Source organism: Halomonas sp. ND22Bw, assembly GCF_003011945.1.
In the GTDB taxonomy this organism is placed as follows: Bacteria; Pseudomonadota; Gammaproteobacteria; order Pseudomonadales; family Halomonadaceae; genus Halomonas; species Halomonas halophila.
In genome coordinates, this window is the sequence record NZ_PXWD01000003.1 from 294,652 (window position 1) to 310,948 (window position 16,297).

Annotated in this window: 16 protein-coding genes; 11 read left to right on the forward strand and 5 right to left on the reverse strand. The window is 69.8% G+C overall.

All coding sequences use genetic code 11. From position 1 onward, the window contains the following. Positions 1–54 precede the first annotated feature (54 nt). Both uvrD and CVH10_RS06420 read left to right on the forward strand, forming a co-directional pair. The gene (gene uvrD, locus CVH10_RS06415; RefSeq protein ID WP_035594466.1) at positions 55–2,253 is read left to right on the forward strand and encodes a DNA helicase II; all 2,199 of its coding nucleotides are present in this window, start codon (positions 55–57) and stop codon (positions 2,251–2,253) included. 190 nt (positions 2,254–2,443) lie between these two features. After that, positions 2,444–3,544 carry a TRAP transporter substrate-binding protein gene (locus CVH10_RS06420; protein ID WP_046078859.1) on the forward strand — a complete coding sequence of 367 codons (1,101 nt, stop codon included), beginning with the start codon at positions 2,444–2,446 and terminating at the stop codon, positions 3,542–3,544. A 16-nt stretch (positions 3,545–3,560) separates the two neighbouring features. Here the strand turns inward: CVH10_RS06420 and CVH10_RS06425 are convergent, their stop codons facing one another. Next, positions 3,561–3,968: an acyl-CoA thioesterase gene (locus CVH10_RS06425; RefSeq protein ID WP_106488141.1), complete on the reverse strand. Its 408-nt coding sequence runs from the start codon at positions 3,966–3,968 to the stop codon at positions 3,561–3,563. A gap of 167 nt (positions 3,969–4,135) precedes the next feature. On the opposite strand from CVH10_RS06425, the gene CVH10_RS06430 reads away from it, so the two are divergent. The 6 genes from CVH10_RS06430 to cysZ all read left to right on the forward strand — a co-directional run bounded on the left by CVH10_RS06430 (position 4,136) and on the right by cysZ (position 10,349). After that, positions 4,136–5,083, forward strand: coding sequence for a PstS family phosphate ABC transporter substrate-binding protein (locus CVH10_RS06430; RefSeq protein WP_035594459.1), 948 nt, complete (start codon positions 4,136–4,138; stop codon positions 5,081–5,083). A 65-nt stretch (positions 5,084–5,148) separates the two neighbouring features. Beyond that, the gene (locus tag CVH10_RS06435; RefSeq protein WP_035594457.1) at positions 5,149–6,375 is read left to right on the forward strand and encodes an ABC transporter permease subunit; all 1,227 of its coding nucleotides are present in this window, start codon (positions 5,149–5,151) and stop codon (positions 6,373–6,375) included. Then, the gene (gene pstA / locus CVH10_RS06440) at positions 6,372–7,931 is read left to right on the forward strand and encodes a phosphate ABC transporter permease PstA (RefSeq protein ID WP_106488142.1); all 1,560 of its coding nucleotides are present in this window, start codon (positions 6,372–6,374) and stop codon (positions 7,929–7,931) included. The genes CVH10_RS06435 and pstA overlap by 4 nt, the downstream gene beginning before the upstream one ends. A gap of 28 nt (positions 7,932–7,959) precedes the next feature. Beyond that, entirely contained in the window at positions 7,960–8,772 is an 813-nt protein-coding gene (pstB, locus tag CVH10_RS06445; protein WP_106488143.1) for a phosphate ABC transporter ATP-binding protein PstB, read from the forward strand. 24 nt (positions 8,773–8,796) lie between these two features. Further along, complete coding sequence (phoU, locus tag CVH10_RS06450) at positions 8,797–9,525, forward strand: phosphate signaling complex protein PhoU (protein ID WP_035594454.1); 729 nt, start codon at positions 8,797–8,799, stop codon at positions 9,523–9,525. Between the two features lie 83 nt (positions 9,526–9,608). Continuing rightward, positions 9,609–10,349 carry a sulfate transporter CysZ gene (cysZ, locus tag CVH10_RS06455; protein WP_035594451.1) on the forward strand — a complete coding sequence of 247 codons (741 nt, stop codon included), beginning with the start codon at positions 9,609–9,611 and terminating at the stop codon, positions 10,347–10,349. Between the two features lie 84 nt (positions 10,350–10,433). On the opposite strand, the gene phoR is transcribed toward cysZ, so the two are convergent. The 4 genes from phoR to CVH10_RS06475 form a co-directional block, all read right to left on the reverse strand. Then, entirely contained in the window at positions 10,434–11,747 is a 1,314-nt protein-coding gene (phoR, locus tag CVH10_RS06460; protein WP_106488144.1) for a phosphate regulon sensor histidine kinase PhoR, read from the reverse strand. Position 11,748: 1 nt separating this feature from the next. Next, complete coding sequence (gene phoB / locus CVH10_RS06465) at positions 11,749–12,438, reverse strand: phosphate regulon transcriptional regulator PhoB (protein WP_106488145.1); 690 nt, start codon at positions 12,436–12,438, stop codon at positions 11,749–11,751. A 124-nt stretch (positions 12,439–12,562) separates the two neighbouring features. Next, positions 12,563–13,456: a 4-hydroxybenzoate octaprenyltransferase gene (gene ubiA / locus CVH10_RS06470; protein ID WP_106488146.1), complete on the reverse strand. Its 894-nt coding sequence runs from the start codon at positions 13,454–13,456 to the stop codon at positions 12,563–12,565. A gap of 53 nt (positions 13,457–13,509) precedes the next feature. Then, a complete protein-coding gene (locus tag CVH10_RS06475; RefSeq protein WP_081945801.1) occupies positions 13,510–13,986 on the reverse strand; it encodes a chorismate lyase in 477 nt (158 codons plus the stop codon). A 137-nt stretch (positions 13,987–14,123) separates the two neighbouring features. Here CVH10_RS06475 and CVH10_RS06480 point away from each other — a divergent pair, with 137 nt between their 5' ends. The 3 genes from CVH10_RS06480 (at position 14,124) to CVH10_RS06490 (ending at position 16,155) form a co-directional block, all read left to right on the forward strand. Beyond that, the gene (locus CVH10_RS06480) at positions 14,124–15,284 is read left to right on the forward strand and encodes an FAD-dependent oxidoreductase (RefSeq protein WP_106488147.1); all 1,161 of its coding nucleotides are present in this window, start codon (positions 14,124–14,126) and stop codon (positions 15,282–15,284) included. Between the two features lie 166 nt (positions 15,285–15,450). After that, on the forward strand, positions 15,451–15,726 hold the full coding sequence (locus CVH10_RS06485; protein WP_016855929.1) for an HU family DNA-binding protein: 276 nt from the start codon (positions 15,451–15,453) through the stop codon (positions 15,724–15,726). 72 nt (positions 15,727–15,798) lie between these two features. Next, positions 15,799–16,155 (forward strand): hypothetical protein, encoded by a 357-nt coding sequence (locus CVH10_RS06490; RefSeq protein WP_035594659.1) that lies wholly within the window; start codon positions 15,799–15,801, stop codon positions 16,153–16,155. Positions 16,156–16,297 lie beyond the last annotated feature (142 nt).

Here is a 16,297-nt window from a genome sequence, read left to right on the forward strand (position 1 = left end):
GGCGCGATATGGTAAGCTGTCGGGCCATTTTCCGAGCAGCGATGCCTTCCCGCTATGGACGACGTCACGGCGATTCTCGACCACATGAACCCGGCCCAGCGTGAGGCCGTCAGCGCGCCCCAGGGCAACATGCTGGTGCTGGCCGGCGCCGGCTCCGGCAAGACCCGGGTGCTGGTACATCGCATCGCCTGGCTGATGCAGGCCGAGGGGCTCTCGCCCTACGCCGTGCTGGCGGTGACCTTCACCAACAAGGCGGCCCGCGAGATGCGTACCCGCCTGGAGGCGCTGCTCGGCATCTCGCTGCGCCACGTCTGGGTCGGCACCTTCCACTCCATCGCCCATCGCCTGCTGCGCACCCATTGGCAGGACGCGCGGCTGCCCCAGCACTTCCAGATCATCGACGGCGACGACCAGCTGCGCCTGATCAAGCGGCTGCTCAAGGACCATAACGTCGACGACGAGCGCTTCCCGCCGCGCCAGGTGCAGTCGTTCATCTCCGGCTGCAAGGAGGAGGGGCTGCGCCCTCATCAGGTGGACGCCCACGGCGACGCCTACATGACCCAGATGGTCGAGCTCTACGAGCGCTACCAGCTGACCTGCGAGCGTGGTGGCCTGGTCGACTTCGGCGAGCTGCTGCTCAGAAGCCTCGAGCTGTTGCGCGACAATCCCGCCCTGCTGGCCCACTACCAGGAGCGCTTCGCCCACGTGCTGGTCGACGAGTTCCAGGACACCAACACCCTGCAGTACGCCTGGCTGAAGCTGCTCACCGGCATGACCACGCCGATGACCGTGGTCGGCGACGACGACCAGTCGATCTACGGCTGGCGCGGCGCGCGGATCGAGAACATCCGCCGCTTCGAGGACGAGTTCCCCGCCACCAAGACGGTGCGCCTGGAGCAGAACTACCGCTCGACCAGCGCCATCCTCGACGCCGCCAACGCCCTGATTCGCCACAACGCCGAGCGCATGGGCAAGGAGCTGTGGACCGCCGGCGACCGCGGCGAGCCGATCTCGCTGTACGGCGGCTTCAACGATCTGGACGAGGCGCGCTTCATCGTCGACACCATCCGCGAGAAGGTCGAGGAGGGCATGACGCGCCGCGAGATCGCCATCCTCTATCGCTCCAATGCCCAGTCGCGGGTGATCGAGGAGACGCTGATCCGCCAGGGCGTGCCCTACCGCATCTACGGCGGCCAGCGCTTCTACGAGCGCCTGGAGATCAAGAACGCCCTGGCCTACCTGCGGCTGCTGCTCAACCGCGACGACGACGCCTCGCTGGAGCGGGTGATCAACGTGCCGGCGCGCGGTATCGGCACCCGCACCGTCGAGATCCTGCGCGAACGCGCCCGCCATACCGGCATCTCGCTGTGGCAGGCGCTGCACGACGCCCAGCTCGACGGCTCGCTCAAGGGCCGCGCGGTGTCCTCGGTGAAGGCCTTCGCCGACCTGATCGAGCGGCTCGACGACGAGACCTCCGGCATGGCGCTCCACGAGATCATCGATCACGTCAACGAGCGCACCGGGCTGGTCGAGCACCACCGCAACGAGAAGGGCGAGAAGGGCCAGGCCCGGGTCGAGAACCTCGAAGAGCTGGTCACCGCCGCCAAGGCCTTCAGCCAGGGCGAGACCCTGGACACCGTGGAGGCCGGCGAGGGCATGGCCGCGCTGGAGGCGTTCCTCGCCGAGGCCGCGCTCAACGCCGGCGAGCACGAGGCCGACGAGTTCGAGGACTGCGTGCAGCTGATGACCCTGCACTCGGCCAAGGGCCTGGAGTTCCCGGTGGTGTTCGTGGCCGGCGTCGAGGAAGGGCTGTTCCCGCACAAGATGTCGATGGAGGAACCCGGTCGCCTCGAGGAGGAGCGCCGGCTGTGCTACGTCGGCCTGACCCGGGCGATGCAGAAGCTCTACCTGACCCACGCCGAGCTGCGCCGGCTGCACGGCAAGGAGACCTTCCAGCGGCCCTCGCGCTTCCTGCGCGAACTGCCCGAGGACTGCCTCGAGGAGGTGCGGCTGCGGGGCCAGGTCTCGCGGCCGGTCACCGCCTCGCGCCCCGGCCCGCGCCAGGAGAGCGTCGACGGCGGTGCTGACCTGCCCTCGCTGGCGCTGGGCCAGCGGGTCAGCCACCCGATCTTCGGCGAGGGCGTGATCCTCAACGCCGAGGGCGAGGGCGAGCGCGCCCGGGTGCAGGTCAGCTTCGAGGGCGAGGGCGACAAGTGGCTGGTGCTGGGGTTCGCGAAACTGACGCCGCTTTGAATCTGTCAGCGCGTCCTCCACGTCGGCGTGCCATGGCTCGCGGCCGCCGACGGATCAGCCCCGAACCATTCTGTTCATGGCACGGCGGTCGTTCGCTTGCTGATAAATGCCGCTTTCGCGATACTGCCCGGCGGACACTGACATGCCTCGGCATGCGATACGAAAAGAACAGCAAGGAGCCGCCCTCCCCATGGAGCGTCGCAACTTTCTCAAGACCAGCCTCAAGACCCTGGGGGCCGGCACCGCCGGTGCCGTCGCCGCCCCCTTCGTCAGCACCGCCAGCGCCCAGGAGACCATCACCTGGAACATGGTGACCTCCTGGCCCAAGAACTTCCCGGCCCTGGGCACTGGTGCCAACGACCTGGCCGAGCGCATCGAGCGCATGTCCGGTGGACGCATGCGGGTGAAGGTCCACGGCGCCGGCGAGCTGGTGCCGGCCCTGGAAGTGTTCGACGCGGTCTCGGCCGGCACCGCCGAGATGGGCCACTCCGCCTCCTACTACTGGCGCGGCAAGGTCGCCGCGGCGCAGTTCTTCACCGCCGTGCCGTTCGGCATGACCGCCACCGAGACCAACGCCTGGCTCTACTACGGCGGCGGTCAGGCGCTGTGGGACGAGCTCTACGCCGAGCACAACCTCAAGCCCTTCGCGGTGGGCAACACCGGTACCCAGATGGCCGGCTGGTTCAAGAAGGAGATCCACTCTCTGGACGACATGCAGGGCCTCAAGCTGCGCCTGCCGGGCCTGGCCGGCGAGGCCATGAACGGCATCGGGGTGACCACCCTGACGATTCCGGGCAGCGAGATCTTCACCTCCATGGAGACCGGCGTGCTCGACGCCGCGGACTGGGTCGGCCCCTACAACGACCTGGCCTTCGGCCTGCATCAGGTGGCCGACTACTACTATACCTCGGCCTGGAACGAGCCCAGCGCGATCCTCGAGGGCACGGTCAACCTGGAGGCCTGGAACGCCCTGCCGGACGATCTCAAGGCGGTGGTCACCGAGGCCTGCCGGGCCTCCAATCTGGCGATGCTCAGCGAGTTCGCCTTCCGCAATGCCGAGGCGCTGCGGACCCTGGTCGACGATCACGGCGTCAAGCTGCGCCGCTTCCCCGACGACGTCATGGCGGCGCTGCACGAGTCGTCCGGGCAGGTCATCCAGCGGCAGGTCGAGAACGACGAGGCCTCGAAGCGGATCTTCGAGGCCTATCGCGACTTCCAGCAGCGGGTCAGCGCCTTCACCGGCATCGGCGAGTTCGACTACCTGAAGTCGCGGGAGGCGCTGGTCGGTTGAGGCGACTCGGGGCGGCTCAGCCGCCCTGACGCACCGCGCGGATGCGGCCGTTGTCGTCCAGCGCCACCGTCACGAAGCGCGCCTCGGTGACCTTGTGCAGCTCGTCGGGGTCGCGCTCGTGGGGCGAGCGGCTCCAGACTTCGACGTCGATCGCGATCGAGCTGTGGCCGATCTCGCGCACATCGGTGAAAATGTTGACCATCGAGCCGACTCGCACCGGGCACAGGAAATCCATGGCCTCGATGGCCACGGTGGCGGTACGCCCTCCGGCTTCGCGGCCGGCGGCGATTTCGGCGGCCTGCTCCATATGGCCGACCAGCCAGCCGGCGGCGATGTCGCCATGGAAGTTGGTGTCCTGGCGGCGGGCGACCAGCTTGAGAGTCAGATGGCCGCGGGGGGCCGGAATGTCGTCGAGTTCGCTCATGGCATCGGTTCGCCTGGCTTGTTGTTGTGTGGGCGTCACGGTGGGGGATCGACGGAGCGATCGTCACCGGCTAGGGATCAGCGAAACATGATAAACGTCGAGGGCGTGGCCACTCTACCCTGTGGGGACGAGGGTCGCGCCCGATCCGTATGAGCGGGAGAAACTTCATGATAGCGGTCCTTCGTCGCTGCCTGCCGGCCTGGCTGCTGGTCCTCGTCGGGCTCTGGAGCGCGCCGGCCTCGGCCGAACACCATGTCGGCACCCTCGATACCGTCGGCTCCGACACCATGGCGGGGCTGATCCTGCGCTGGGGCGAACTGCTCAGCGAGCACTACCCGGGGCTGCGCGTTCAGCTCCAGGTGGCCGGCTCGGCCAGCGCCCCGCCGGCGCTGGCCGCCGGCACCACCCTGCTGGGGCCCATGTCGCGCCCGATGAGCGAGGAAGAGCGCCAGGCCTTCGTTGATCGTCATGGCTATCCGCCGCGGGAGATCGTGGTGGCGCGGGATGCGCTGGTGGTCGTGGTGAATCGTCATAACCCGCTGTCGAGCCTGGCGCGCCGCGAGTTCGATGCCATCTTCTCCGAGACTCACTACTGCGGGGCCGAGCGAGGCATTCACCAGTGGCAGGCGCTGGGGCTCGATTTCCCGTCGGGGCCCATCGTGCTGCACGGTCGCAATGCGGTATCCGGTACCCACGGACTGTTCCGTCGCGAGGGCCTGTGCGACGGCAGCTTCCGCCCCGAGGTCAACGAACATCCGGGGTCGGCCGCGGTGGTCGAGGCGGTGGCCGACGATCCCCTGGCCATCGGCTACGCCGGCCTCAATCACCTCACGCCCGGCGTGCGCGCGCTGGCCCTGCGGGACCCCGAGGGCCGCCTGCACGAGCCCACGCCTCTGGCGGTGCGTCGCGACGACTATCCGCTGGCCCGGGACCTGAGGATCTACGTCAATCAGCCGCCGGGCGAGGCGCTGCCCGTCGCCGAGCGGACCTTCCTCGAACTGGTGCTCTCGGTCGAGGGCCAGGCCATCGTCGAGGAGATGGGCTTCGTGTCGCTGCCGGCCGCGAGCCTGGCCCGCCAGCGACGCATCCTGCAGCCCACGCGCGACGAGACGTGACAGTGTCACCCGACTGTCATGACAATGTCGTAACCTTGCGCTAACCCACCGACTCGCCGGCCTTCATGCACGACTCTTCCTCATCACCGCTGCTGCGACGCCGCCTGCGCCAGGGCCGCGACCGCTTGGCCACGGCCTTGATCACCGCCGGCGGCATCGGCGTGATCGCCGCCGTGATGGCCATCGGCGTGTTCCTGGCGGTCGAGGTCCTGCCGCTGTTCTGGTCGCCGTCGCCGGGCGAGCCCGAGGTGAGCCTCGCGTCGCTGTGGCTGCCCCAGCCCTATCCCGGCCTGGACGAGCCCGTCTATCGCTGGCAGCCGGCGCTGCCCGAGGGGGAGCCGGGGCCGCGCTTCAGCCTGGCGCCGCTGGCCTGGGGCACCCTGGAGGCCGCGGCCTGGTCGCTGGTGATCGCCGTACCGCTGGCGCTGGGCGCGGCCGCGCACTCGGCGCTGTTCATGTCGCGGCGGCTGCGCGCTCATATCAAGCCCACCCTGGAGCTGCTCGAGGCCCTGCCCGGCGTGGTGATCGGCTTCCTCGCCGGCCTGGTGCTGGCCCCCTGGCTGGAACGCCACCTGGGGCTGGGGCTGACCCTGCTGTTGCTGCTGCCGCCGGGCCTGGTGCTGGGCGGTGCCCTGTGGAGCCGGCTGCCCGGCCGGGTACGCCAGCGCCTGCCGCTGGGCTGGTCGGCGCTATGGCTGCTGCCCTGGCTGCTGCTGCTGTGGGGCCTGGCGAACGGGCTGGCGCCCTGGCTGGAGGGCTGGTGGTTCGGCGGCGACCTGCGCACCTGGCTCGCCGCCCACCTGGGGCTCGACTACGCCAGCCGCAACGCCATCATCGTCGGCATGGCCATGGGCTTCGCGGTGATGCCGACCGTCTACGCCCTGGCCGAGGATGCCCTCTCCGGGGTGCCGAAGAGCCTGGCCGAGGGCGCCCAGGCGCTGGGCGCGACGCGCTGGCAGACCCTGTGGCGCGTGGTGCTGCCGGCGGCTGGGCCGGGCGTGTTCTCGGCGGTGATGATCGGCGCCGGGCGTGCCGTGGGCGAGACCATGATCGTGCTGATCGCCAGCGGCAACACGCCGCTGATGACCGCCAGCCCGCTGGACGGCCTGCGCTCCATGGCCGCCAGCATCGCCACCGAACTGCCCGAGGCGGCGCCCGGCGGAACCCACTATCGCCTGCTGCTGCTGGCCGCGCTGCTGCTGTTCGTGTTCACCTTCCTGGTCAACACCCTGGCCGAGGTGGTTCGCACCCGCCTGCGTCGTCGCTACCGCCGGCTGGGGGGCACGCCATGATCCGTGCCTGGCGACGCCCGGGACGAGCCCGCCTGCCCCGGGGCGAAGGCCCCTGGGCCTGGCTGGCCGCCGGCAGCATCTCGCTGTCGTTGCTGCTGCTGGCCCTGCTGCTGGTGCTGCTGGCCTCGCGGGGGCTGGGGCATTTCTGGCCGAGCGACGTGGCCCAGCTGACCCTGGCCGACGGCCGGGTCCTGGCCGGCCGTGAGGTGAGGCAGACGCCGTTGCCCGACGCCGAGGGCGAGGAGCGCCTCTACCGCACCGGCAACCGCGACCTGAACGGCGATATCTGGACCTGGGTGCCGGTGGCCGACATCGAGACCGAGACCTATCCCCGCGAGCTGATGGTGCTGGAACGCCGTCGTTGGGGGGATTTCATCGGCCGCCTGGTGGCCTGGATGCCCGACGAGGGCGAGCGCCTGCAGGGCGAGGCGGCGCGGCAGGCACTGCGCACCCGGCTGGCGGAGCAGGTGCGATGGCGTGAGGAGATCGCCCGGCTGCGCGACCGGGCCCTGCTGCCGCTGGCGGCCCGGGTCGAGTGGGACGAGACGCCGGAGACAACCCGCGTGCTGGGCGACGTCGAGGCGCGGATCCGTGCCCTGCGCGATCGCATGGTGGGCGATCTGGTGGTGATGGAGAGCGCCGACGGTCGTCGCATTCGCCTGCCCGTCGAGGAGATCCTGCGTGCTCGATGGCCCAACGCCATGAGCCCCGTGGCCAAGTTCGCCGACTGGGGCAAGGGCCTGTGGCGCTTCCTCTCCGAGGGACCGCGGGCGGGCAACGTCGAGGGCGGGGTCTGGCCGGCGATCTTCGGCACCATCCTGATGGTGATGCTGATGTCGCTGCTGGTCACGCCTTTCGGTGTGCTGGCGGCGGTCTATCTCAACGAGGTGGCCCACCAGGGGCGCCTGACTCGGCTGGTGCGCATCGGCGTGCGCAACCTGGCCGGCGTCCCCTCCATCGTCTACGGCGTGTTCGGTCTGGGCGTGTTCGTCTACGGCCTCGGCGGGCGGCTCGACCAGTGGTTCTTCGAAGAGTCGCTGCCATCGCCGACCTTCGGCACCGGGGGGCTGCTGTGGGCCTCGCTGACCCTGGCGCTGCTGACCCTGCCGGTGGTGATCGTGGCCACCGAGGAGGGGCTGGCGCGGATCCCCGACCGCCAGCGCGAAGGCGCCCTGGCGCTGGGCGCCACCCGCCTGGAGATGCTCAGCCGGGTGGTGCTGCCGATGGCCACCCCGGCGATGCTCACCGGGATGATCCTGGCGGTGGCCCGGGCGGCCGGCGAGGTGGCCCCCTTGATGCTGGTCGGCGTGGCCAAGCTCGCGCCCCAGGTGCCGCTGGACGGCGACTTCCCCTTCCTTCACCTTGAAAGGAAGTTCATGCATCTGGGCTATCACATCTTCGATACCGCCTTCCACAGCAACGATGTCCAGGCGGCGATGCCGCTGGTCTATGCCACGGCGCTGCTGCTGGTACTGGTGATCCTGGTGCTTAACCTGACTGCAATATTTCTGCGCCATCATCTGAGATCACGCCACGGTAGCCTCTCGCGTCTCTGAGGCCGGCCGTGGTGCCAAGGGGTATGTAATGCCGGTCAATCAGGACCCGGCTCCGCGGCACGGAGCCTTCATCGATTTCGCGCCCGAGGCCTCCTGCCTGGAGATATCGGGCTTCGGGCTGCGCTACGGCGACAAGCCGGCGCTGCGCGACCTCAGCCTGCGGGTGCCGCGTCATCGGGTCACCGCCTTCATCGGGCCCTCGGGCTGCGGCAAGTCGACCCTGCTGCGCGCCCTCAACCGCCTGCACGATCTCAACGAGGACGTGCGGCGGGAGGGCGAGATTCGCCTCGAGGGCCAGGATATCCATGCTCCCGAAGTGGCGGTGGCCGAGCTGCGCCGGCGGGTCGGCATGGTGTTCCAGGCGCCGAACCCCTTCCCGATGTCGATCTACGACAACGTGGCGTTCGGGCTGCGGCTGCAGGGCGGGCTGCGCAAGCGGCGTATCGACGACATCGTCGAGTGGTCACTGCGCTCGGCGGCGCTGTGGGAGGAGGTCAAGGATCGCCTCCAGGCCTCGGCCTGGGCGCTGTCCGGCGGCCAGCAGCAGCGCCTGGTGATCGCCCGGACCCTGGCGGTGGAGCCCGAGGTGCTGCTGCTCGACGAGCCGGCCTCGGCCCTGGACCCGATCTCGACGCTCAAGGTCGAGGAGCTGATCCGCAACCTGAAGTCGAGCCTGACCCTGGTGCTGGTCACCCACAACATGCAGCAGGCGGCACGGGTCTCGGATTACACCGCCTTCCTGCAGGGCGGCGAACTGGTGGAGTACGCCCCCACCGATACCCTGTTCACCAATCCGCGCCTCGCGCGCACCGAGAACTACATTACCGGACGCATGGCCTGACGCCGGCGCCCTCAGGAGAGTCTCATGGACATCACCAGCGATATCCACAGCCAGCACATCTCGCGGCAGTTCAATCATGAGCTCGAGGAGCTCAAGACCCACCTGATGGCCATGGGCGGTCTGGTCGAGAAGCAGGTACAGGACGCCGTCCGTGCCCTGCTCGACAGCGATTCCGCCCTGGCCGAGCGAGTGGTCGACAACGATCGCGCCGTCAACGACATGCAGATCAAGATCGACGACGAGTGCACCCAGATCCTGGCCCGCCGTCAGCCGGCGGCCTCCGACCTGCGCCTGGTGCTGGCGGTGATCCGCGCCGCCTCCGACCTGGAGCGCATCGGCGACGAGGCCAGCAAGATCGCCCGCAATGCCCTGGAGCTGGTCGAGAGCCAGAACGGCAGCCGCGGCTTCGTCGAGGTACGCGTGATCAGCGAGCACGTGCGCAAGATGATGCGCGACGCTCTGACCGCCTTTGCCCGCTTCGACACCGAGATGGCGCTCAAGGTGGTCCAGGAGGACGAGCAGGTCGACAACGAGTACAAGAGCGCCATGCGCTCGCTGATGACCTTCATGATGGAAGACGCCCGGGCGATCTCCCCGGTTCTGGGCATCATGTGGATCCTGCGCGCCCTGGAGCGGATCGGCGATCACTCCAACAACCTGGCCGAATACGTGGTCTATCTGGTCAAGGGGCTCGACATCCGCCACACGGCCCCGGATGATCTCGACGACGAGGTGCGCGGCGACGAGGGCTGAACCCCGCTCGACCGCTACCGTCAAAGAAGCGGCCGTCGCCCCTGGCGACGGCCGCCGTCGTCGTGATGGAGGAAATGACACCGATGCTGGATGCCTTCTCGGCGCTGTCCCGGGGAACCCGCCTGGTCTACACCCCCGGCCTGCGCCGCTACGTGTTCCTGCCGATACTGGCCAACCTGGTGGTCTACGCCGCCATGCTGAGCTACGTGCTGACCCACTTCGGCGGCTGGCTCGACGGCTGGATGGCCATGGTGCCGGGCTGGCTCGACTGGCTGTCGTGGCTGATCTGGCCGCTGTTCGTGCTCAGCCTGGGGCTGATCGTGTTCTTCAGCTTCACCCTGGTGACCCAGCTGATCGCCGCGCCCTTCTACGGCCTGCTGGCCGAGAAGGTCGAGCGCGAGGTGACCGGCCGGCCGCCGCTGGACGACCGCGGCCTGGCACGCACCGCCATCGATGCCCTGGGCCGTGAACTGGTCAAGCTGGGCTACATCCTGCCGCGCATGGCGCTGCTGTTCGTGATCGGCTGGATCCCGGTGATCAACCTGGTCGCCCCGCTGCTGTGGCTGCTGTTCTCGGCCTGGATGATGGCGGTCACCTACCTCGACTATCCCATGGACAACAACAAGGTGACCTTCGCCGACATGCGCCGCCGGCTGGCCGCGCGCCGCTGGCCGACGCTCACCTACGGCGGCTGGGTGATGCTGATCACCTGGCTGCCGCTGGCCAACCTGTTCCTGCTGCCCGGTGCCGTGGCCGGCGCGGTGCTGATGTGGGAAGACCACTACCGGGCGCTGACCCCCGACGCTGCCCCGGCGAGGCGCTGATGCCCGCGCCCCGGGCAGGCGTCGTGATCACGTGACATCCCTCCGCCCGGCCTGCGCCGGGCGGAGTGGCGTACGGGGACGGGATCAAGCGCGCCGCGAAGCCGGCGCGGCGTCGGTGAGGCGGGCGGCGGGGAAGATGCAGCGGAAGGTGGCGCCCTCGCCGAGCCGGGAGTCGATCTCCAGCTGGGCGTCGTGGCGCAGCAGCACGTGCTTGACGATGGCCAGCCCCAGGCCGGTGCCGCCGGTGGCGGTGCTGCGGCCCTTGTCGACCCGGTAGAAGCGCTCGGTCAGGCGCGGGATGTGCAGCGGATCGATGCCCTCGCCGTCGTCCTCCACCTCCAGGCAGGCGCCGTCGCCCCAGGGGCGCCAGCGCAGCACGATGCGGCTGCCCTCGCCGGCATAGCGCACGGCATTGAAGGCCAGGTTGGAAACGGTGCTGTGCAGCTCCTTCTCCGAGCCGAGCAGGCCGCGGGGCTCCTCGACCGCCACCTCCAGCTGGTGGTGGCCCTCGGACAGCGCCTCGGCGTCGCGCCGCACGGCCTCGAGCAGGCTGGTGGGGTCGATGCGGATGTCGTCGTGGCCGCCCTGGTCGTTCTCCAGCCGCGACAGCAGCAGCAGGTCGTTGACCAGGTTCTGCATGCGCTTGGTCTGGCTCTGCATCTGGCCGATGCCTCGGCCCAGGCGCTCGGGCAGCATCTCGGCCATGTCGCCGTAGGTCTCGAGGTAGCCCGCCAGCACGGTGAGCGGGGTGCGCAGCTCGTGGGACACGTTGGCCACGAAGTCGCGACGCATCTGCTCCAGGCGGTGCAGGCGGGTGATGTCGCGGGCCATCACCAGGCGCTCGTCGTCGCCGTAGAGGGTGATCTGGAACTGCAGGATGAGGTTCTCGTCGATCGGCGAGCACAGCGTCAGCGGCTCGCGATAGTCCCGGGCGTGGAAGTAGTCGACGAAGCTCGGGTCGCGCATCAGGTTGGTGATGTGCTGGCCGCGGTCCAGGGCCGGCTTGAGGCCCAGCATGCGTTCGGCGGCGCTGTTCCACCACTCCATGTCGCCGTGGCGGTCGAGCATCACCACGCTGTCGCGCATCGCCTCCGAGGACTCCTGGATACGGCTCAGGGTGTCGCGCAGCCGGCGCTGGGTGAGGCGCTGGCCCTTCTGGTAGCGGTAGAGGCGATCGAACAGCTCGCCCCACAGGCCGGAGGCCGAGGGCGGCTCGTCATGGGGATGATGGGTCAGCCATTCCTGCAGGGCGTGCAGCTGGCGCAGCTGGTAGAAGAGATAGAGGGCGAGCCCCACGGCGATGCCGGTGCCGCTGAAGCCGAAGGGCCAGCCGACCAGGGCGCCGGCGCCCACCAGGGCACCCAGCCGCCACCATTCGCGTCGCCACAGCCGGCCCACGTCAGCCCTTGGCGGAGAAGCGGTAGCCGGTCCCGCGCACGGTCTGGATCAGCTGCTGGTGCGGCTCGCCCAGCGCCTTGCGCAGGCGGCGGATGTGCACGTCCACGGTGCGCTCCTCGACGTAGACGTTGCCGCCCCAGACCTGATCGAGCAGCTGGCCGCGGGTATAGGCGCGCTCCTGGTGGGTCATGAAGAATTGCAGCAGGCGGTACTCGGTGGGGCCGATTTCCAGCGACTGGCCGTCGATGCTGACCCGGTGGCTGACCGGGTCGAGCATCAGACCCTCGACCTGCACCGGCTCCTCGACGCCGCGCGGCGTGGCGCGGCGCAGCACCGCCTTGAGGCGCGCCACCAGCTCGCGGGGCGAGAAGGGCTTGGTGATGTAGTCGTCGGCCCCGGATTCGAGGCCCTGGATCTTGTTGTCCTCTTCGCCCTTGGCGGTGAGCATGATGATCGGCAGTTCCGAGGTGCCTTCCTCGCGCTTCAGGCGGCGGGAGAGCTCGACGCCGCTGGTGCCGGGCATCATCCAGTCCAGCAGCACCAGGTCGGGCTGGTGATCGACGACCATGGCGTGGGCGCTCTGGGCATTGTCCGCCTCGAGGACGCGATAGTCGGCCATCTCCAGCGCCACGGCGATCATCTCGCGGATGGGCGCTTCATCATCGACGATCAGTACGGTCTTGGCGGTCATCCCGGGGCCTCATGGTCGAGATCAATGACATATTGGTGACGATGACAGCATGTCCTTGTGACAATACCGTGACAGTCCCCGCCTGTCGCCCCCGTTCAGCCCCGTCGTTCGACCCCGTCCGGCATCACCCGCCGGCGCCCGGCCACAGCGACAGCGCGATGCCGGCGAACGCCAGCAGCCCCGACCAGTGGTTGTTGAGGAAGGCCTGGAAGCAGCGCTCGCGATCGCGGTGGCGGATCAGCCGCTGCTGGTGGACGAAGGTCGCCGCCATGGCGGCCAGGCCGACCCAGAAGAAGCCGCCCAGGCCGAGGCGTTCGCCGGCCCAGGCCAGCAGGGCCAGCGTGGCCAGCTGCAAAAGGCCGATGATCAGCTTGTCGGCGCGGCCGAACAGCACCGCGGTGGACTTGATGCCGATGCGCAGGTCGTCGTCGCGGTCGACCATGGCGTACTCGGTGTCGTAGGCCACGGTCCACAGCACGTTGGCGGCGAACAGCAGCCAGGCCTCCAGCGGCACATGGCCGAGCACCGCGCCGAAGGCCATGGGAATGGCCCACGAGAAGGCCGCCCCCAGCACCACCTGGGGCAGGTGGGTGTAGCGCTTCATGAAGGGGTAGACGAAGGCCAGGATCACGCCGCCCACCGACAGCATCACGGTGAAGGCGTTGGTGAAGCACACCAGCACGAAGGCCGCCAGCACCAGGCCGGCGAACAGCGCCTTGGCCTCGCCTTCGCCGATGCGTCCGGTGGCCAGCGGACGCGACTTCGTCCGCTTCACGTGGCCGTCGAAGTGGCGGTCGGCGTAGTCGTTGACCACGCAGCCCGCGGCCCGCATCAGGTAGACCCCGGCGACGAAGATCAGCAGCAGCCGGCGCTCGGGAACGCCCTCGGCCGCGGCCCACAGCGCCCACAGCGTTGGCCACATCAGCAGCCAGGTGCCGATGGGGCGGTCGAGGCGGGTCAGATGCAGGAAGTCGGGCAGCCGGGCCAGCCCCTTGGGGCGCATCAGGGAACGTTCCATGTGGGTCTCTCGGTTGAATCGGACGACACGGGTTTCGGGCGATGTCTGGGAGCCTATCGCGCCGGCAGGGCCAGGTCATCCGCCATGTCGTCGAGGAAGAACTCCTGGACCAGCACCGCGAAGCGGCCGTGGCGCAGCACCGAGCGTCGGCCCCAGGGGCCGGGGGCGTCGTGGAAGGGGGCCGGGTCGGCGCTGACCTCGATGGGGCCGCGCTCGAGGCCGGGCTGGCGGAACAGCCAGTGGCCCAGCGAGCGCTCGCCGAGGCCCGCCAGCCGCTGGCCACGGAGGCCGTGAAGCGGGGCCACCGAGCGCGCCATCACCCAGGGCCGGTCGTCGAGGCACAGCGCGACCTCGCGCCGCCAGGCCAGGCGGCCCGGCGCCATGCCCAGTGCCAGGGCCTCGTCGCGCCGCGGCCGGCCCAGGCGCTGGTCGAGCAGCCTGACCCGGAAGCGGCGCGGCGCGCCGGCCTCGATCAGCCGACGGGTCAGCGAGTCCCGGGAGGCGACCCAACGCCACCAGGCCGGGCTCATGGCGGGGCGGGCCGCCGCCAGGGGGCGCCATCGGGGAGCGAGGGCCGGACCGTGATTCACTGCGCTACTCCGCGTCCAATGCAAAGGGCGGCTAGTGTACCATGTCGGGCCGTCGCGCCCCTGCAGCGAGGAGCCCCATGAGCGCACCCCTGACCATCATCGGCTCCGGCATGGCCGGGCTGGGCCTGGCGCGCCAGGTCCGGACCCGGCAGTCCGAGCGCCCCATCACCCTGATCACCGCCGACGGCGGCGAGGACTACTCCAAGCCGCTGCTCTCCACCGGCTTCGCCAAGCGCCTGCCGCCGGATCGCCTGGCCTCGCGCAGCGCCCTGGAGGCGGCCGACCAGCTCGGTGTGACGATGCGCACGCACACCCGGGTCGAGGCCATCGACCCGGCCGCGCGCACCCTGACCCTCGGCGCCGAGCGGCTGCCCTGGGGCGAGCTGGTGCTGGCCACCGGCGCGGCTCCGGCGCCGCCCTTCGCCATTCCCGAGGCGCTGGCCGGCCGGGTCCATACCGTCAACGATCTCGACGACTACCGTGCCTTCCACGCCGCCCTGGCGGCGCTCGATCGCCCGGCGCGGGTCGCCGTGGTCGGCATCGGCCTGGTGGGCTGCGAGTTCGCCAATGACCTGGCCGCCGGCGGTCATGCGGTCGAGCTGATCGCCCCGGAGTCGGCGCCGCTGCCGCGGCTGCTGCCCGAGCCGCTGGGGCGGGCGCTGGGCGAGGCCTTCGTCGAGGCCGGCATCGCCCTGCACACCGGGCGCATGGTCGACCTGCTTTCGCCCGAGGGCGAGCGGGTGGCGCTGGGCCTGGACGACGGCACCGCCCTCGAGGCCGACCTGGTGCTGGTGGCCACCGGCCTGCGGCCGCGCACCGCGCTGGCCGAGGCGGCCGGGCTCGCCGTGGGGCCGGCCGGGATTCTCGTCGACCGCCATCTGGCGACCTCGGCGCCCGGCATCCATGCGCTGGGCGACGTGGCCTGCGTCGACGGCGTCAATGCCATGTACGTCCAGCCGCTGCAGGCCGGCGCCAAGGCGCTGGCGGCGACGCTTTCCGGCACGCCCACCGAGGTGCGCTACGGGCCCTGGCCGGTGCTGGTGAAGACGCCGCTGCTGCCGGTGGTGGCGCTGCCTCCCGCCGCCTCTCCCGCCCGCTGGCGCATCGAGGGCGAGGGGCATGATCTGAGCGCCCTGGCCGAGGATGAAGACGGACGTTTGATCGGATTTGCGTTGACAGGCGCCTGCGTGCGTCGGAAAGTCGAACTGGCGCGCGCTGCGCCGCCGTTGCTAGGCTAGTGACGTCAACGACGGCGCCCCCGGGATTCCGGGTCTGGCAGCGGCGTTGCCACACGGCGTCATCCGCATGCCGCCCCGTCGGCGGCATGCGAGTGGTGCATGAATCACCGCGAACAACAATGCGGCCGATGGGATCATCGGCAGGATGTCAAACCAGGAGGGCTGTATGCGCAAACCCGAACTCGCCGCGGCGATCGCCGAACGTGCCGATCTTTCCAAGGACAAGGCCAGCCAGGTGCTGAACGTCATTCTCGACGAGATCACCGGCAGCGTGTCCGACGGCAAGGACGTGTCGCTGATCGGTTTCGGCACCTTCACCGTGCGCGAGCGTGCCGCCCGCACCGGCAAGAACCCCCAGACCGGCGAGTCCCTGACCATTCCGGCCAGCAAGACCGTGGCCTTCAAGCCGGGCAAGGGCCTCAAGGACGCCGTCGCCAAGTAAGGCGCGAGGCGCGGCCCGATGCTCGGGCCGCGCGATCCTTCCTCATTCCGCTTTCCGACCAACGGTATCCCGATGAAGCTCCGCCTGATGCTGTGGGTGCTCGGCGTGCTGCTCAAGCGTGCGCTGCGTCGCAAGCCCGCCTTCCGCGAGCGCCTGGGTGAACTGAAACGCCTCGACTGGGGCATCGGCACCGAGGATCTCGCCATCGCCCGCCACTATCGGATGTCGCCTCGCGGCATCGAGACCGGGAGCGGCCTGCCGGTGGATCTCGACCTGGAGCTGCGTTTCGAGGACGCGGACAGTGCGATCCGGGTGCTCCGCAAGCCCACCCAGAAGGCCTTCCTCGACGGCATGATGGCCGGCCGCGTGCGGCTGGTCGGTGATGCCAGGGACCTCGACCGCCTGCAGGGACTGCTGAAGCACCTGTAGCGCCGAGCTACAAGCGCCGAGCTACAAGCGCCGAGCTACAAGCGCCGAGCTACAAGCGCCGAGCTACAAGCGCCGAGCTACAAGAAAACCCCGAAGGCTTCCACCTTCGGGGTTTTCTTTTGCGGCGAACGGTTTCACGCTG